The 17,346-nt window shown below is 51.6% G+C and carries 19 protein-coding genes; 10 read left to right on the top strand and 9 right to left on the bottom strand.

The features are described 5' to 3' along the window. Positions 1-133: 133 nt before the first annotated feature. The 4 genes from BFP76_RS11835 to BFP76_RS11825 are packed head-to-tail and all read right to left on the bottom strand — an operon-like array spanning position 134 to position 3,583. Positions 134-1,672: a trimethylamine methyltransferase family protein gene (locus BFP76_RS11835; protein ID WP_099593855.1), complete on the bottom strand. Its 1,539-nt coding sequence runs from the start codon at positions 1,670-1,672 to the stop codon at positions 134-136. Positions 1,673-1,713: 41 nt separating this feature from the next. Beyond that, on the bottom strand, positions 1,714-1,836 hold the full coding sequence (locus BFP76_RS14785; RefSeq protein WP_276307912.1) for a hypothetical protein: 123 nt from the start codon (positions 1,834-1,836) through the stop codon (positions 1,714-1,716). 14 nt (positions 1,837-1,850) lie between these two features. Beyond that, positions 1,851-2,699: a TPM domain-containing protein gene (locus BFP76_RS11830; RefSeq protein WP_133117432.1), complete on the bottom strand. Its 849-nt coding sequence runs from the start codon at positions 2,697-2,699 to the stop codon at positions 1,851-1,853. A 56-nt stretch (positions 2,700-2,755) separates the two neighbouring features. Continuing rightward, positions 2,756-3,583 (bottom strand): isocitrate lyase/PEP mutase family protein, encoded by an 828-nt coding sequence (locus BFP76_RS11825; protein ID WP_099593851.1) that lies wholly within the window; start codon positions 3,581-3,583, stop codon positions 2,756-2,758. A gap of 177 nt (positions 3,584-3,760) precedes the next feature. Here BFP76_RS11825 and cysS point away from each other — a divergent pair, with 177 nt between their 5' ends. The 3 genes from cysS to BFP76_RS11810 are packed head-to-tail and all read left to right on the top strand — an operon-like array spanning position 3,761 to position 7,526. Next, on the top strand, positions 3,761-5,131 hold the full coding sequence (gene cysS / locus BFP76_RS11820) for a cysteine--tRNA ligase (protein ID WP_099593849.1): 1,371 nt from the start codon (positions 3,761-3,763) through the stop codon (positions 5,129-5,131). Further along, positions 5,128-6,753 carry a citramalate synthase gene (gene cimA, locus BFP76_RS11815; RefSeq protein WP_099593847.1) on the top strand — a complete coding sequence of 542 codons (1,626 nt, stop codon included), beginning with the start codon at positions 5,128-5,130 and terminating at the stop codon, positions 6,751-6,753. Before cysS ends, cimA begins: the two co-directional genes overlap by 4 nt. Continuing rightward, entirely contained in the window at positions 6,750-7,526 is a 777-nt protein-coding gene (locus BFP76_RS11810) for a phytoene/squalene synthase family protein (RefSeq protein ID WP_099593845.1), read from the top strand. The genes cimA and BFP76_RS11810 overlap by 4 nt, the downstream gene beginning before the upstream one ends. Before the next feature lie 64 nt (positions 7,527-7,590). Here the strand turns inward: BFP76_RS11810 and BFP76_RS11805 are convergent, their stop codons facing one another. The 3 genes from BFP76_RS11805 to cobA are packed head-to-tail and all read right to left on the bottom strand — an operon-like array spanning position 7,591 to position 10,922. Beyond that, positions 7,591-8,793, bottom strand: a complete 1,203-nt coding sequence (locus BFP76_RS11805) for an MFS transporter (RefSeq protein ID WP_099593843.1) — start codon at positions 8,791-8,793, stop codon at positions 7,591-7,593. Positions 8,794-8,814: 21 nt separating this feature from the next. Further along, positions 8,815-10,074: a cobyrinic acid a,c-diamide synthase CobB gene (locus BFP76_RS11800; RefSeq protein WP_099593841.1), complete on the bottom strand. Its 1,260-nt coding sequence runs from the start codon at positions 10,072-10,074 to the stop codon at positions 8,815-8,817. After that, positions 10,071-10,922 carry a uroporphyrinogen-III C-methyltransferase gene (cobA, locus tag BFP76_RS11795; protein WP_099593839.1) on the bottom strand — a complete coding sequence of 284 codons (852 nt, stop codon included), beginning with the start codon at positions 10,920-10,922 and terminating at the stop codon, positions 10,071-10,073. Before cobA ends, BFP76_RS11800 begins: the two co-directional genes overlap by 4 nt. A gap of 93 nt (positions 10,923-11,015) precedes the next feature. On the opposite strand from cobA, the gene BFP76_RS11790 reads away from it, so the two are divergent. From BFP76_RS11790 to BFP76_RS14590, 6 genes are all read left to right on the top strand, one after another. Continuing rightward, complete coding sequence (locus BFP76_RS11790; RefSeq protein WP_099593838.1) at positions 11,016-12,068, top strand: cobalt-precorrin-5B (C(1))-methyltransferase; 1,053 nt, start codon at positions 11,016-11,018, stop codon at positions 12,066-12,068. Beyond that, positions 12,068-12,796, top strand: a complete 729-nt coding sequence (locus tag BFP76_RS11785; RefSeq protein ID WP_099593836.1) for a cobalt-precorrin-6A reductase — start codon at positions 12,068-12,070, stop codon at positions 12,794-12,796. Before BFP76_RS11790 ends, BFP76_RS11785 begins: the two co-directional genes overlap by 1 nt. Continuing rightward, positions 12,793-13,428: a DNA-3-methyladenine glycosylase family protein gene (locus BFP76_RS11780; RefSeq protein ID WP_099593834.1), complete on the top strand. Its 636-nt coding sequence runs from the start codon at positions 12,793-12,795 to the stop codon at positions 13,426-13,428. Before BFP76_RS11785 ends, BFP76_RS11780 begins: the two co-directional genes overlap by 4 nt. Next, positions 13,425-14,084, top strand: coding sequence for an alpha/beta hydrolase (locus BFP76_RS11775; RefSeq protein ID WP_099593832.1), 660 nt, complete (start codon positions 13,425-13,427; stop codon positions 14,082-14,084). Before BFP76_RS11780 ends, BFP76_RS11775 begins: the two co-directional genes overlap by 4 nt. A 191-nt stretch (positions 14,085-14,275) precedes the next feature. After that, entirely contained in the window at positions 14,276-14,860 is a 585-nt protein-coding gene (locus BFP76_RS11770; protein ID WP_099593830.1) for an HNH endonuclease, read from the top strand. A 36-nt stretch (positions 14,861-14,896) separates the two neighbouring features. After that, a complete protein-coding gene (locus tag BFP76_RS14590) occupies positions 14,897-15,331 on the top strand; it encodes a hypothetical protein (protein WP_133117431.1) in 435 nt (144 codons plus the stop codon). On the opposite strand, the gene BFP76_RS11760 is transcribed toward BFP76_RS14590, so the two are convergent. Continuing rightward, the gene (locus BFP76_RS11760) at positions 15,248-15,703 is read right to left on the bottom strand and encodes a disulfide bond formation protein B (RefSeq protein WP_099593826.1); all 456 of its coding nucleotides are present in this window, start codon (positions 15,701-15,703) and stop codon (positions 15,248-15,250) included. The two genes, BFP76_RS14590 and BFP76_RS11760, sit on opposite strands and share 84 nt — an antisense overlap. Then, entirely contained in the window at positions 15,700-16,278 is a 579-nt protein-coding gene (locus tag BFP76_RS11755) for a YqaA family protein (RefSeq protein WP_099593824.1), read from the bottom strand. The genes BFP76_RS11760 and BFP76_RS11755 overlap by 4 nt, the downstream gene beginning before the upstream one ends. Positions 16,279-16,409: 131 nt before the next feature. Between BFP76_RS11755 and ypfJ the strand changes: the two genes are divergently transcribed. After that, on the top strand, positions 16,410-17,261 hold the full coding sequence (gene ypfJ / locus BFP76_RS11750; RefSeq protein ID WP_099593822.1) for a KPN_02809 family neutral zinc metallopeptidase: 852 nt from the start codon (positions 16,410-16,412) through the stop codon (positions 17,259-17,261). Positions 17,262-17,346: the final 85 nt, after the last annotated feature.

Raw genomic sequence — 17,346 nt, 5'->3', positions numbered from 1 at the left:
GTTCAGTTAGCGTTGTTTTGCACCAATTTTACAGGAAATGAAATACATCAACCCCTGTAAATGTGATATTTCGGAAAACCCAAATCGGGCTTCGGAATATGGTATTTTCTTTACATGCGCTTCTTACTTTAGTTCATTGTTTTAAATGTATTTTATATTTTTCACGTAACATTTTATCCATCGCGTGATCAAACCCAACGGCGGATGGTTTTGCCAATATTTCGTTTTTAAACTTTATCGCGTTTTCAATTAAATTGGGTTTTCCACGTTCCACCCATTCTTTGGGCGATGTGCGATCACCAAGGCGAGGGTAAACGTAATCGCGCTGCATCAGGTTCAGTGTCTGTTCGGACCCCAAATAATGCCCCGGCCCATTCAGGCAAGCATCGCGCATGGTTTCCAGTGATAGGCTATCCTCTGTCACCTCGATCCCGCGCACACAGCGCAATGATTGCCCCAACAGATCATCACCAATGATCAGACTTTCCAGACAAAAGCCAAGTAGGGATGCATGCATACCCACGGCCTCGTACACCATATTCAACCCTGATAGTCCTGCCATAACGTTGGAATGTGCCTGTTCATATCCCGCTTGCATGTCGGGCATTTTTGCATCGGCAATTCCCGCCGCGGCACCACCGGGCAGGCCGTAAAATTTATGCATCTGTGCACAGCCAGCGGTCAATAACGCCTGTTCGCCAGAACCACCAGACATCGCCCCTGTGCGCAGATCAGACACAAACGGCCATGTGCCAAAAATAGCGGGGTGTCCGGGTGCAATGGCATTCACATAAACCACACCCGCCAGACATTCCGCGACGGCCTGAACAATTGCACCTGCAATGCTGGCAGGGGCGGTCGCGCCCGCTTGTCCAGCCGAAAGTAACAGCACGGGCATGCCCGCACGAATGCAGTATTCCATCACTTCCGAACTCTCGGTTGCGAATTTCATGGGGGGAACGACGAAACAGTTGGAATTGGATATAAACGGGCGAGCACGAAAATTCGCTTCGCCCCCTGCAATGTCATAGATCAGATCAAACATGCCCGGCATGAATGATGGTTCGGTAAAACTGGTGCCTACATGTTTGGTTGTGCCTGAACAGGCCGCATAGATCGTATTTTGATCCATTTCAAAATTATCAGGAATATCGCGACACACCATCGGGCGTTGGAAAAAGTGCACGTTATCAAGCTGTTGCGTGATTTTGGCGGCATCGTGCAAATCCTGAACCGTGCATTCGCGATATTCGTTGTTTTCCACATCAACCAAATGCACCGCCGCACCCGCCGTGCCGTAATGCACACGATTACCCCATAATTCGAGATCGTTTTTGCCATCGCGCGAATATAACGTGACCTTTTTCGCAGCCTTGGCCAGCATATCCTCGACCAAGGAACGGGGATATCGCAGCCGACCATCATCGCCAAGGATTGCACCCGCCTTTGTCATCACATCCACACCCGATGGTGGCGCATCGGCCAAACCAATGGTTTCAAGCGCATCGAGTGCGGCGTGATGAATGCGCAAAACTTCTGCATCAGACAGGGGTTTATAATTGCCCCCCTCCATTCCAGATCGAATAGGGCGGATATCCTCGGTTAATGGGGCAGCACGAAGCGCTTGTCTGGCTGCGCGGCCTCCGGAACGACGGGTTGTTTTTGTTGTCATGTGATAATCTCTGAATAAGGGTTTCAATTTGGTTGAAAACCTTAGGCGGGCGAACCCCGTGCGGCACGACCGCGCTCTGCACCAATTGTGCGGACAATCAGCGCTGTCATCCAATCAAGATCAATCATGGATAAAATGCTTGCACGGTTTTTTTCACCGCGCAAGAAAAATGTTTAAATCACCAACGGCCACCGCCACCGCCGCCAGACGATCCACCACCGCCAAAGCTGCCGCCGCCACCTGATGAACTGCTGCTGCGTACGGGGATGATATGTGTGTGATCATCGCGATAATCGCAATGGCGGCAACGTGTGCGCAATATCTGTTCACCGGGGGTGGTGCGGGTGACGGTTTGTGTGGTTTCGCGATCCCGCGATAATCCACGCCTTCCGCAATTGGGGCATGATTTGGTGCGCACCCATGTATCCGACATTTTGTTGCGAAACAGGATGAACAGGAAGAACAGCAAAAATACAAATGGAATCAGGATCGGGACAATCTTGGCCGCGATACGTTCTAACAGCGGTGTTTGGGGTTCAACCCAATTATCAGCGGTGCGTTCGATGGTTTCGGTTACACCAATTTCGATACCTTTGGAATAATCGCCCTTCTGAAAATGCGATTTTACATGCTGGTCAAACAGATAATCCATGCGTTTATCAAATTCACGCGGGTAGCCAGAGCCAAGCCCGATAAACATTTCGCGATCAAACTTGGACACCAGAAACATAATTCCGTTGTTTTTTGCCGCATCGCCCACACCCCAGTGATTGAACAACCCCGTGGTGAATGTGGGAACATCCGTTTTATCGCCGTAATCAGCGGTGGAATTGATAGTCACCACAGTCATTTCCACGCCTTTGGTTTCGCGCAAATCGGTGAGCGTTTGCGTAATCCGCGCTTCTGTATCCGCATCAATGATATCGGCGTAATCATTCACATAAGATGTTAGCGATGCAGGATAATCCTGTGCCATTGCCATCATGGGCAGGAATGACGCGATAAAAACAATGAATAAACGGCGCATAAATTTCCCCTGTATTGTTCCAATCAATGTGGGCGTTTGATGAAAAATTGCAAGCGTCAAACGCTGCCCTTCGCCAATAGTACATCAATATCGCCACCACTTGCACCACTAGACAGGCTGGCAAAACCCCCGTCATGCAGGATGGACTGGCTGCAATCTACGATTGCCTGATGTGTGACACGCGACAATGCCGATCCCAGCGATATACGCGCAACCCCGATATTGGCAAAATCCGCGCGGTTATATTTTGTGTACGCCCCCGCGGCCAGCCCATTGACGGGTTTCGAAACACTATCACAGATCAATTTCAAATCATCCATGCTGGCAGGGAGCGGGGCGTATAAACAATCCGCACCTGCAGCATCAAACGCTTGCAGACGTTTAATCGCCTCTGACACATCATATTGCCCGTTCATAATGCCATCTGCACGTGCCACCAGCACAAAATCACGGGGCAGGTTACGCGCGGCATCCGCGCCCGCGCGGATACGATCCACGGCAAGCGCGAAATCATAGGGTGTTGCGCTGGGCAACATTGTATCCTCGATCGAACAACCCGCCAATCCTGCCTCGCAAGCCAATCGAATGGTTTCTGCCACATCTTCTGGTGCATCACCAAAGCCGTTTTCAAAATCACCAGACACGGGCAGGGGTGTTGCCGCCACAATGTCGGCGGCATGATCCAAATGTTGATCGCGCGTTAAATGCCCCATATCGGGCAACCCTTGGGTAAACCCATATCCCGAAGATGTAGTGCCAATTGCCTGTGCCCCCATTGCCGCCATGATACGCGCACTGCCCACATCCCAAGCGTTCATCAGGACAAACGGATTGCCACGTTGGTGTAATGCGCGAAATGCAGGGGCGGGATCATGTTTGGGCATATCAATTTTCCTCAAAGGCTTGCGTTTGTTGTGAAACTAGCATTAAGAATACCCCATGAGAACCAATTGCATCATTATTTGCTGTATTATTACCTGCTGATACATCACGCGGGCGGTTCTCTTATTTTCAAACATGGATACAAGTGATATGCCCGCGGCAAAACCGCGAGATAGACCATGACCACGATCAAGCTACATAATTCAAAGACCCGCAAGAAAGAGGAGTTCAAACCCCTCGATGAAAAAAACGTGCGGATGTATGTCTGTGGCCCCACGGTGTATGACCGCGCCCATCTGGGCAATGCGCGCCCTGTGGTGGTGTTTGACACACTGTTTCGCCTGTTGCGCCATGTGTATGGGGATGATCACGTCACCTATGCGCGTAATTTCACCGATGTGGATGATAAGATTAACGCCAAGGCCGCCGAAACAGGGCGCAGCATTCGCGATATCACTGATGAAACCATTCAGTGGTATCTGGATGATATGGGCGCACTTGGTGCAATGGAACCAACACTTGCCCCGCGTGCCACCGAATATATCTCACAAATGGTCGATATGATTGGCGAGCTGATCGAAAAGGGGCACGCATACGCCGCCGAGGGGCATGTGTTATTCGCAGTGGATAGCTGGAAAGAGCATTACGGCAAATTATCAGGGCGTAGCGTTGATGACATGATCGCAGGTGCGCGTGTCGAAGTTGCCCCATATAAACGAAACCCCATGGATTTCGTGCTGTGGAAACCATCGGATGGCGACACACCAGGCTGGGAAAGCCCATGGGGATATGGCCGCCCAGGCTGGCATATCGAATGTAGCGCAATGGCGCGTGAATTATTTGGCGAAAAATTCGATATTCACGGCGGCGGGCTAGATTTACAATTCCCCCACCACGAAAACGAAATCGCCCAAAGCTGTGCATGTTGCGGGACAGATTCATTCGCCCAATACTGGATGCACAATGAAATGTTACAGGTCGAGGGCAAGAAAATGTCCAAATCCCTTGGCAATTTTTTCACCGTGCGCGATTTGCTGGATCAAGGGTATAGCGGCGAGGTCATCCGCTTTGTTATGTTGAGCACGCATTATTCGAAGCCAATGGATTGGACGGATAAGAAGGCGAAAGAGGCAGAGGCGACGTTGAGGAAGTGGACGAAAATTGCTGCACATGCCGAGGATGGTCAACAGCCATACTCGGGCGTGATCGATGCCCTTGCAAATGACCTTAATACTGCTGGTGCCATTGCTGCGATGCATGGATTGGTGAAAGACAAAAACGCTGGCGCGTTGCGCGCATCAATGGATTTCCTTGGTTTTTCAACGGACCAAGACATCGAAGCGACTATGCTTCCCCCAGAAGTAGAAGCAATGGTAAATAGTTTACTCGATGAACAACGAGAAGCACGCAAACAGAAAAACTGGGAACGCGCAGATTACATTCGTGACAGCCTTGGTGAAGCTGGGATCGCCGTTGATCCTGCGTCTGATGGTACAAAGTGGGGCAGAAGCCAGCACTTTGATTTAGAAAAACTGGAGTCCATCAAATGACCCGCGAACGTCTATACCTTTTCGACACGACCCTTCGCGATGGGCAACAAACCCAAGGGGTGGATTTTTCGGCGGATGATAAAACCCGCATTGGCAATGCGCTCGATGCGCTGGGCATTGATTATATCGAGGGTGGTTGGCCGGGGGCAAACCCAACGGATAGCGATTATTTTGACACATCGCCTAAATTCAAACACGCGACATTCACCGCATTTGGCATGACCAAACGTGCGGGGCGGTCTGCGGCGAATGATGATGTTTTGGCGGCGGTGCTGAATGCAAACACACCCGCCGTGTGTTTGGTTGGCAAAACCCATGATTTTCATGTGACAACGGCGCTTGGCATTACATTGGACGAAAACATCGAAAATATTGATGCGAGTGTGAAACATATCGTGGCACAGAGGCGCGAGGCGCTGTTTGACTGCGAACATTTCTTTGATGGGTACAAGGCCAATCCAGATTATGCGCTAAAGGCTGCAAAAACCGCATATGATGCGGGGGCGCGTTGGGTTGTGTTGTGCGATACCAACGGTGGTGCAATGCCAGCGGATGTTCAAAAGGCCACATCTGCCTTGATCGCGCTGGGCGTTCCGGGTGATCACATCGGTATTCATACCCATAATGACACCGAACATGCGGTTGCCAATTCATTGGCCGCGGTGAATGCAGGTGCACGTCAAATCCAAGGGACATTGAATGGTTTGGGTGAACGTTGTGGCAATGCGAACCTTACAACCCTGATCCCAACGCTCTTGCTTAAAGAACCATATGCCAGTGCATATGAAACAGGGGTTAAACCATCTGCGCTGGGCGGATTGACACAAATTTCGCGCATGTTGGACGATATTTTAAACCGCGTGCCCCACAAACAGGCAGCATATGTCGGTGCATCCGCATTCGCGCATAAGGCAGGGTTACACGCATCTGCGATCCTCAAAGATCCCAGCACATATGAACATATCCCACCCGAAACCGTGGGCAATGCCCGCATTATCCCCATGTCCAACCAAGCAGGGCAAAGCAATCTGCGCGAACGCTTGAGCAAGGCTGGGTTAAGCGTGGAAAAGGGTGATCCGCGTTTGGGCAAGATGCTGGAAAAGGTGAAACAACGCGAAGACGAGGGCTATGCCTACGATAGTGCGCAGGCGAGTTTTGAAATTCTGGCGCGGCGTGTGTTGGGCGAATTGCCCAAGTTTTTCGACATCAAACGTTACCGTGTCACCGTTGAGCGGCGCAAAAACAAGCGCGACAAGATGGTCACAATATCAGAGGCCGTGGTTGTTGCCAAAATCGGCGATCACAAGGTTCTGTCCGTATCCGAAAGCATGGATAACGAAGGCAAGGATCGCGGGCCCGTCAATGCACTGTCCAAGGCATTGGCCAAGGATTTGGGCCCATATCAGGCCGTGATCGACGATATGAAACTGGTTGATTTCAAGGTGCGCATTACCAATGGCGGGGTCGAGGCCGTGACACGCGTGATTATCGAACACAAGGACAGCAAGGGTGTGCATTGGTCCACCGTTGGCGTTTCACCCAATATCGTTGATGCCTCGTTCGAGGCCCTGTTAGACGCGATTAATTGGAAGCTAATCCATGATGGCGTGATGCCCGTATGACCATCGAGGCTTGTGCAGAACTGGTGCAACGGGGTGATCCTGATCGGTTTATGTCGGCGATGACCGCACCGATTGGGGCGCGTGAAAACCTGTTTGTGCTTTATGCATTCAACCTTGAAATCGCGCGCGCACCTTGGGTGACGAAAGAGGCGATGATCGCAGAAATGCGCCTGCAATGGTGGCTGGATGCGGTCGAGGAAATTTACACAGGTGGCGAAGTGCGCCGTCACGAGGTTGTCACACCGCTGGTTGAAGTTATTCGCGAAAACGATTTGCCGCGCGATTTGTTTGATGCGCTGATCAACGCACGCCGCTGGGACATTTACAAAGAACCCCACAGTGATTTAGCGGCGTTCGAGGCATATATCCGTGATACGGCGGGTGGGCTGATGGCATTATCTGCAATGGCCACGGGCGCGGGTGCAGATATGCGTCCAGCGTTAATGGAATATGGATATGGCGTCGGGCTGGCCGCGATGTTTCGCGCAATCCCCGCGTTGGAAAATGCACAGCGTTATCCGCTGGTTGATGGGCGCAATACGGCCGTGGGGGAACTCGCCCGTGATGGCTTGACCCGTTTAAACGATGCAGGGATAGGGTTGCGTAATATCGCAAAACCCGCACGCGCCGCGCTTCGTTCAGGCTGGATGGCGCACTCGGTGCTGCGCGATGTGATCGCCAACCCCGCGTTGGTTGCAGATGATGGTTTGGTGCAATCAGAATTTTCGAAAAAATTCCGATTATTACATTTGAGTTTTAGAAACAGGTTCTAAAACGAGGATTTACACAGTTGTGTAAATCCCATTTGGATATTTGAACAAAATGGAGAAGGGATGCTTAGGCAAACCGTTGGTTTTGTTTAATCAACCAAACAAGTGATCCACCCGCCAGCAACAAGAACGGCACCATGGCAAGGTTCACAGAAATCCAGCCCTGAACAGGCGTGCCACCCGAACAATTCATCAAACCACCCGATGCGATTGATCCGATTGTCACCATGCCAAAGACCAGCATGTCATTCATACCCTGAACTTTGCCACCCTCGGCGGGGGTATGCGCACCAGCCAGCATGGATGTAGCGCCGATAAAGCCAAAATTCCAACCGATCCCCAACAGGATCAACCCACCATAGAAGTTTAACAAATCAGTGCCTGCAAGGTTCACGATGCCAGCAAGACACAGGATGGCAAGGCCTGAGCCTACAATTTTTTCCACGCCAAAACGCGCGATCAAATGACCTGTGAAAAAGCTGGGGACGAACATGCCCAACACATGTGCCATCACCACATTTGATGCGCTTGATTGTGCGTATCCACAGCCAACCACCGCCAAAGGTGTGGCGGTCATGACCAAATTCATCAATGCATAGCTGACCATGGCACAGATGATTGAAACCGCGATGCGTGGGGTTAAGAGAAGTTCAAGTCGTGTGCGCGATTTACCGTCAGCTTCGGTTGGTTTTGCGGGCAAGGGGATGCGCAAAAACAAAAACGCAATGGAGCCGATCACATTGATTGCGATGATGGTCAAATATGCGCCAAGGAATGGAATGACAAATGCATCTGTGGTCAGGTTCAACAACTGTGGCCCCATGATCGCAGATACCAAGCCCCCCGCCATCACATAGGAAATCGCCTTGGGGCGGAAGGATTCAGATGCGGTATCTATCGCGGCAAAGCGAAAGAAACCTTGGGCGGACATGTATATGCCGGTGAAATAACTACCGATCATAAAGAGTGTGAATGACGATTGGGTGAGGGCGTAGGCACAGATGCTTGCCCCGATCACACCGCCCAATGCCCCAATGAAAAAGCCAAGCTTGCGACCATGATTTTGCATCACTTGGCTGAGCCATGGTGCCGTGGTCATTGATCCAAACACAATCATAGAAATTGGCAATGTTGCCCAACACACATTTGACGCCAGCGATTGCCCTGCAAGGCCACCAATCACGAATACCATCGGCATTTGTGCGCCAAGGAATGCTTGGGCAAAAACAAGAAGGGCGACGTTGCGCCGTGCAGTTGAATCAGAAGTCATGCGCAAGCAGTAGAGCGCGGTTTACGCGCGGTCAATGACATGTGCGAAACTTCCGCTAAAATGTCCATTGATCAGGCCCATATCGGGCAGGGCTATGCCGCTGGCATCGGATGCGCAAAACAGCGGATCACCCTTTGCATGCAGCGTGGTCGCATAGTGGAATTCATGCGCGTTCAAGTGACCGTCAAAAATGCCGCCATTGCAAGATAAGGAACGATAGCCAAGTGTCAGTTTTCGTTTGAAAAAACTGGTTTCAAGGTTGAGCAACCCAAGCATCTTATGTGCCACACCATCGGCGTCAACAATGCCATCCCCCATGGCCATATACCCACCGCATTCACCGTAAACGCTGGGCGCATTTCGCACACCGTTTAGGAATGTGTCATTGGCGGCCAATTTGCCTGCGTGTAATTCGGGATAACCCCCAGGTAAAATCACCAAATCGGCGCTGGCAGGTGCTTCGTTGTTCAAAGGCGAGAAAAACGATAATGACGCCCCTGCGGATTTCCATGCATCCAACAAATGTGGATAGGAAAACGCGAATGCAGCGTCTGATGCAATGGCAATGGATTGTGCGGGGGGGGGCAGGATTTTGGGTGCATTATTCGTGGTTGCCATTGGTGAAAACAGGGACTGAAATTTGACCAGATCAATGCAATCTGTCATCACAGCCGCAGCATTTTCCAAAAATTCTTCCAAATCGCCACGCTCGCTGGCCTGAACCAGTCCCAAATGGCGCGACGGGGTTTGCAATTTTGGATTGCGATGGACGCATCCCAATATGGGGATTGGTGTATCAATCAGCGCATCGCGCAGCATGGTTTCATGGCGTGGGCTACCAACCTTGTTCAGGATCAGTCCCGCAATGCGTACATCCGCGCGGTGATTGGCAAAGCCTGATACCACGGCGGCAACTGATTGTGCTTGGTGTGATACATCAACCACCAGCACCACAGGGATTTGCAAAACTCGCGCCAAATCGGCACTGGCACCTTTGCCTGCGGGCGGTGCGCCATCGAATAAACCCATCGCACCCTCAATAACCATTGGGGTTTCACCTGATGCAAGCGATTGGATACGCTCTGGCGTCATCGCCCAAGCGTCCAAATTCACGCATTCATTGCCAGATGCAGCAGCGTGAAATCGTGGATCGATATAATCGGGGCCGCTTTTAGCGGATCGGATCGCGATGCCTGCGTTGCGCAATGCGCGCAACAATCCAAGGGTGATGGTGGTTTTGCCGCTGCCCGAACCGGGTGCGGCGATGATCACGCCGTTCATGATGCTTCGGCAGGACGACCACGGTTTAATGGGTCAAGGTTGCGCGGCGGTTCACCGTTCATCATACCTTGCCAATCCAACACTTGGCGCATTAGCACAGATTTGCCCACACAAATGATCGCAGGGGGCGCCATGCCCGCCGCATCCATATCGGATTTCAAATTTCCAAGCGTGGTTTCCAAAACGCGCTGATCGGGGGTTGTCGCACTGGTGACAACGGCGACGGGTTCATCCACTCCACGCCCTGCGTTCAATAATTCACCTGCGATCCGTTCGACATGTTTAATGCCCATATATATCACCAAAACTTGGCTGCCATCGGAAATGGCCTGCCAATTCAGGGAACTAGGGGTTTCACCACTTTGATCGTGGCCCGTGACAAAGGTGACGGATTGGTTCACATCGCGGTGCGTTACAGGAATGCCGGCATAGGCCAGCCCGCCGATACCCGCTGAAATACCTGGGATGATGCGCACAGGGATACCGTGCTGAATCAATGTCTGTGCTTCTTCGCCACCGCGGCCAAATACAAATGGATCGCCACCCTTCAGGCGCAACACGCGTTTGCCAGATTCCGCCAGTTCCACCAGATGGAGCGATATATCACGCTGTTTCGCCGATGGTTTACCACCACGTTTACCCGCATAAATCTTTTCCGCCTGTGGTGCCCAATCCAAGATAGCATCATTCACAAGTGCGTCGTAAATCACCACATCGGCTTGTTTTAATGCGTTTAGTGCATGAAGTGTCAGCAACCCCGGATCACCCGGACCCGCACCGCACAGCCAGACCCAACCCTGTTCAAGTGTTGGAAAATCGCCAGATGGTAATGTTATGTCATTGCTCATACCCCCTTATGACTCGCAAAATAAGATTCTGAAAGATGCGAAGCGACGCATATCGGCAATTGGCGAAACCAATGAACCTGTTATAGTTGCGCCATGACACGCAAACCAACGGGTGATTTGCGCCGTGGCTGGACCACAGGTGCCTGTGCCACCGCCGCAACCAAGGCGGCGTTGATGGCGTTATGGGGCGACGGATTTCCAAAATCCGTTGGCATCACATTGCCCCGTGGTGAAACCCCTGAATTTCCGTTGGCGCATACGGATAAGGGCGAAGGCTGGGCCGAAGTCGGCATCACCAAAGACGCAGGCGATGATCCCGATGTCACACATGGTGCGTTAATACTCGCACGCGTTACAAAATCAAAGGGTGGCGTGGTGTTTGTGGCGGGTGATGGTGTTGGCACCGTGACCAAGGCAGGCTTGCCCATTGGTGTTGGAGAACCCGCAATTAATCCCAAACCACGCGAATTTATGTGTGCGGTGGTGGATGAAATGGCGGCGATATACGATATGCCTGCGGATGTTGAAATCACTATTTCCATTCCAAATGGTGCAGAGATTGCGAAAAAAACGTGGAACGGGCGGCTTGGCATTGTTGGTGGGCTGTCGGTTCTGGGCACAACGGGTGTGGTGCGTCCGTTTTCTTGTTCTGCATGGATTGCATCCATTCATCGCGGTATTGATGTGGTGCGTGCCGATGGTTTGCCACATGTTGCAGGCTGTACGGGTGCCACATCGGAACGCGTGGTGCAGGGGATGTATAATCTGCCCGATTTTGCCATGCTCGATATGGGGGATTTTTCGGGGGGCATGTTGAAATACCTGTCGAAAAAACCCGTGCCGCGCCTGACCATTGGTGGGGGCATTGGTAAGATTACGAAACTGGCACAGGGCGCGGTGGATCTGCATTCATCGCGCAGCCAAGTTGATTTTGATGCACTCAACGATGTGGCGCAATCGCTTGGCCTGCCTGATGTCAGCAATGCGAATACCGCGCTTGAAGCAGTCACAATCACAGGCAACGCATTGGCCCGAGAAATCGCACGTCTGGCACAGATCAACGCGATGGAACAATCCAAGGGGATGATTGATCAGATCGACATTGTTGTGATTGATCGCACAGGAAATGTGTTGGGGCAGGTATAATGCGTATCTTAATATTGGCGGGCACGTCAGAAGCACGCGATTTATCGCAAATTTTGGCAACACGTTCGGATTTACAGGTCACAGCATCATTGGCGGGGGCAACCCGAGCGCCACGCGATTTGGGTGTTGAAACCCGCGTGGGCGGATTTGGCGGCGTGGATGGGTTGGTGCAATATCTGCGCGATGCAAAGATTGATATGCTGATTGATGCGACACATCCGTTTGCCGCAACGATGACAAATACCGCGGCGGCAGTGTGCGCGGATTTGGGGCTGCGCCATGTGATTTTGCAACGCGATGAATGGATCGCGGGGGCGGGTGATGATTGGCATATGATTGATGCACCCAGCGATACGCCCGCATTGATTGCGCAGGGCAAGACCGTGTTTTTGGCCACAGGGCGGCAAACCTTGGCGCAATATGAATGCTTGTCTGGGCGCAAACTGCTCGCCCGCGTGATTGATCCGCCAAAAAAACCGTTTCCATTTGATGGTGGCGCGTTTGTTCAAGGACGCCCACCATTTTCAATTGATGATGAAATTGCATTGTTCCAACTGCTTGGCGTTGATTGGTTGGTGGTGAAAAATTCTGGTGGCGCGGCTAGCCGTTCGAAACTTGATGCGGCACGCGCATTGAATATGCCCGTTGCAATGTTGCGTCGCCCCAAATTGCCCGTGGCAACGCGGGTTTCAACGGTGGATGAATGTATGACTTGGATTGATACATGAGCGTGGGGCGCATTATCGAAACAGACGCTGATGTGGCCGAGGGGGCGGCGTGGCTTGCCGCATATGATCCACGCTTTGCACATGCCTTGGAAAAGGTGGGAAAATTGCCGCTGCGCCGTCGCGGGGATGGGTTTCAATCACTACTTGATGCGATATGTGGTCAGCAAATTTCAATCGCCGCCGCCGCCAGCATTTGTCAGCGGCTGATTGATGCGAATTTAATCACCCCAACAGCCGTGGCAAACGCGAGCGAGGATGAATTGCGCGCCTGTGGATTATCACGCCCCAAGGTGAAATATGCACAAGCGCTTTCTACATCTGGAATTGATTTCAATGGCTTGCGCGACAAAGCGGATGCAGATGTGATTGCCGAATTGATCACAGTCAAAGGTATCGGCACATGGAGTGCGGAAATTTATGCAATGTTCAGCCTTGGCCGTGCAGATGTATTTGCCCACGGCGATTTGGCATTGCAAGAGGCGGCGAAAAACCTATTTGATCTGCCAGGGCGCCCCAATGAAAAACAAATGCGTGAACTGGCCGCCGAATGGTCGCCATGGCGCGGTGTTGCGGCGCGCCTGTTATGGGCGTATTACCGCGTGTTAAAGAACAGAGAAGGTATCAAAACATGACAAGTCTAACCACCCACACCAAAGCCGCCCAATCGGGCAAACCCGACAGCATGGTGATTTTCCTGCACGGATACGGCGCGGATGGTCAGGACTTGTTGGGGCTGGCCGATCCGCTCGCGCCCCATTTGCCAGATACCGTGTTCCTGTCCCCCGACGCGCCAAACACATGTAGCGTTAATCCGATGGGTTATGAATGGTTCCCAATTCCATGGCTTGATGGATCGCCCGCCGAATTGGCGGAATTGGGTATGCGCGAGGCTGTCGCGAAATTAAACACATGGCTTGATGAAATGGCTGTTGAACATGGGGTTAGCGCTGATCGCACAGTGCTGGTTGGATTTTCCCAAGGCACGATGATGTCATTGCACGTAGCACCACGGCGCACAGATGCGCTTGCCGGGGTGGTCGGGTTTTCAGGCCGTTTGCTTAACCCCGAAGATTTGGCCAAAGAGGCCGTGAATAAACCCCCCGTGATGTTAATACACGGCGATGCCGATGATGTGGTGCCATATGATGATATGGCCAAAGCTGCCAATGGTCTGGCAACCGCAGGGTTCGAAGTGTACACCCACACATCCAAAGGCACCGCCCACGGCATCGCGCCCGATGGGTTAAGCATGGCATTGCAGTTTATTAAGAAAGTGTTGGGGGAATAACCCCAGCACACCCCCAAACATTTCACCAAACCATCATTCAGCCGTCATAATCTCGTTACGCAATCCTGTTACCGCTTCATATAGACACTTGCCATAACCAAAACACGATATATAGTTGTGGATAAGTGACTGGGACGGGGTGTCCCGTTCTGGTGTTTCTAACATTTCGGAACAGGAGCCTTTTTGACACTATGAATACCGAATTTTCTTCAGAGTTTGTTCGCAGTCCTTCTAACCTTCAAAAATGCCCAGCCCTTGTGCTGAACGCCGATTTTCGCCCATTGTCGTATTTTCCCCTTTCGCTTTGGTCGTGGCAGGATGCGGTCAAGGCGGCGTATTTGGATCGGGTGACGATTGTTGCAGAATATGACGAGGTGGTGCATTCCCCATCCACGGAAATTCGCATTCCATCGGTGATCGTTTTGCGCGATTTCGTGCAGCCGGCGAAAATGGCGGCGTTCACGCGGTTTAACCTGTTTCTGCGCGATGAATTCACATGTCAGTATTGTGGCTCAAAGGGGGATATGACATTTGATCATGTGGTGCCACGCGCACGTGGTGGTAAAACCACGTGGCAAAATGTGGTTGCATCTTGCAGCCCGTGTAACTTGCGCAAAGGATCGAAATCCGTGCGAGAGGCGAATATGAAATTGCGCCAGCAACCGATTGAACCATCATCATCGCAATTGTTGAATTCCGGGCGACGTTTTCCACCAAACCACCTGCACGAAAGCTGGATGGATTTCCTGTATTGGGACGCCGAACTGGACGCATAAGTTTGAATTTCACCCGAACATGCCTATGTTAAGCGCATGAACAGACGTGAATTCACCACAAGCCTTGGAGCGTTATTTGGCGCAGCTTCCATGCCATTGGGCGCGGTTGCGCTGCCATCACCACATCTGAGCAAGGCCGCAATGCTGGCTCGTGCACATAGCCAGTGTTCGATCCCGTTTTTAATGCGCCACCTGAAAGTTGACGCACAAACCGCAGCGGGTGTTTTGCAAGAATTGATCGGAAAAAACGTGGTAAGTACACCGATGGCATCAGGAATTGCACAGGCCGTAAACCCCATACATATCAATAAATTACCGCAAGCGATTGATGTAATGTCACCCGATATATCGGGGCGTGTTGATCAGGCAATAAATCAGGTTAAAAAACTAGCGACGCAGCGCAGCCGCCCAGATGACAACGATACCGAGGCTGATGATCCCATTCCAACCGGCCATGCTAATCCCGAATAAATCCCAAGGGATTTCATCACAGCGCACCAATGGTGCATTCATGATTTTATCCAAAAGCTCGGTACTGCTTAACCCTGCGTTCGATGAGGATGTACAGGTTGTTGGCCCTTGCCACCATTTTTGTTCAACGCCAGCGTGGTAAAATCCAATGCCGCTGGTCGTGGCGGCGGCGAGCAGTCCGCCAATGGCGAATAACTGTTTGCGGGTGAACAATGCCAATGCGCCAAATGCAATCGCGATCAGATGCGGCCAGCGTTGCCAGTAACACATTTTGCACGGTGGCAATCCACCCAGATATTGAAACGCCAATGCGCCCCCCAACAAGGCGACAGAACCAAGTGTTGCAATCAAAACAAGCTGTTGTTTGGTCATAAATATTTCACCACATAAAACCCGCCAATCAAGGCAATGATAAACAGGGTAAACATCAGTGGCAGACGTTTTTCAATGAAATCCCGTATGGGTGCGCCAAATTTCCATAACAATCCCGCGATCACGAAAAATATGATGCTGCGCGCGATCAATGACCAGAACATAAAACTGGCAAAGGGCAATCCCGTTGCACCTGATGTGATGGTGATGACCTTATATGGAAATGGTGTGACGCCTGCGGCCAAAACGGCCCAGTGACCTTGTTCATTGAAACGGGCTGCGAATGCATCAAACGCATCGGCCTTGTGATAAAAATCCAAAACAGGGCGGCCGATGGAATCGAATAATTCCGCGCCGATATAATAACCCAATGCACCCCCTGCGACGCTGGCGATCGTGGCCACGGCGGCGAACAGAAATGCACGATGGGGCTGTGCGATAATCAAAGGGATCATTAAAACATGCGGTGGGATCGGAAATACCGAGCTTTCGACAAATGAAATCGCTGCCAATATCCACAATGAATATGGGCTATCGGCAAAAGATAGCGTCCAGTCGTATAATTTTCGTAACATATAAATGGCCTATTTGAATCGTTTGCCCCATCGAACATGGATTTACGCTTGGGTCAAGGATTGCAATAACCTTGCACGTTGGCGGTGTGGTCTCTATTTATACTGGGCAAACAGATTAAAGGAATAGATCAATGAAATGGCGTGGCAGACAAGGAAGTCGCAATATCGAAGATCGTCGCGGGCGACGGACTGCACAGGCAGGGGGCATGGGCATCTTTGGTGTTTTGGCCGTTTTGGCGATTGGGTATTTCCTTGGCGTTGATGTGTCATCATTGATGAATAGCGGTGGCGTACCGGGGCAGGCCACCAGCACCAGCACCGAATTAACCGCAGAGGACAAGGCCGCGGGCGAATTCGTGTCCGTCACATTGGCCGATACAGAACAGGTCTGGGCCAGCATCCTGCCACGCGAGGCAAACCGCAAATACAATCCTGCAACATTGGTGTTGTTCAAGGGCGTGACACAATCACCATGCGGCAATGCATCGGGCGCAACTGGCCCGTTTTATTGCCCCGCTGATCGCAAGGTATATTTGGACACGGATTTTTTCACCACGATGGAACGCCAAATGGGTGCCAAGGGTGATTTTGCCGCTGCTTATGTTGTGGCGCATGAGGTTGCGCATCACGTGCAAAACGAATTGGGCATTCTGCCACAAGCAAACGCCGCTCGCCAACGCATGAGCAAGGTGGAATCAAACCGCGTATCGGTCATGATCGAATTACAAGCGGATTGTTTTTCTGGCATTTGGGCGCGTTACGTGTCCGAAAAATTGGGAACGCTGGAAGAGGGCGATATTCAAGAGGCGATCAACGCTGCGCGCCAAATCGGTGATGATATGATTCAACGAAATGCAGGGCGGCGCCCCATGCCACATACATTCACGCATGGCACATCCGAACAACGCCAACGTTGGTTCGCAAAGGGCTATCAAAACCCGCGTCTCGATCAATGCGATACGTTCAATGGTCAGCCATTGTAAGGGTGCGCAAATAAAAATGCATTTTGTGTAACAAGAATGTAGAATTGCCGTTGACGACAGATGCTGTCTTGGCTAAATCACCCCT

The sequence above is a fragment of the Paramylibacter kogurei genome (genome assembly GCF_002742285.1).
GTDB classification, from domain to species: Bacteria; Pseudomonadota; Alphaproteobacteria; order Rhodobacterales; family Rhodobacteraceae; genus Amylibacter; species Amylibacter kogurei.
The sequence above is the reverse complement of the archived record's forward strand: the minus strand, read 5'-3'. Positions and strand labels throughout refer to the sequence as shown.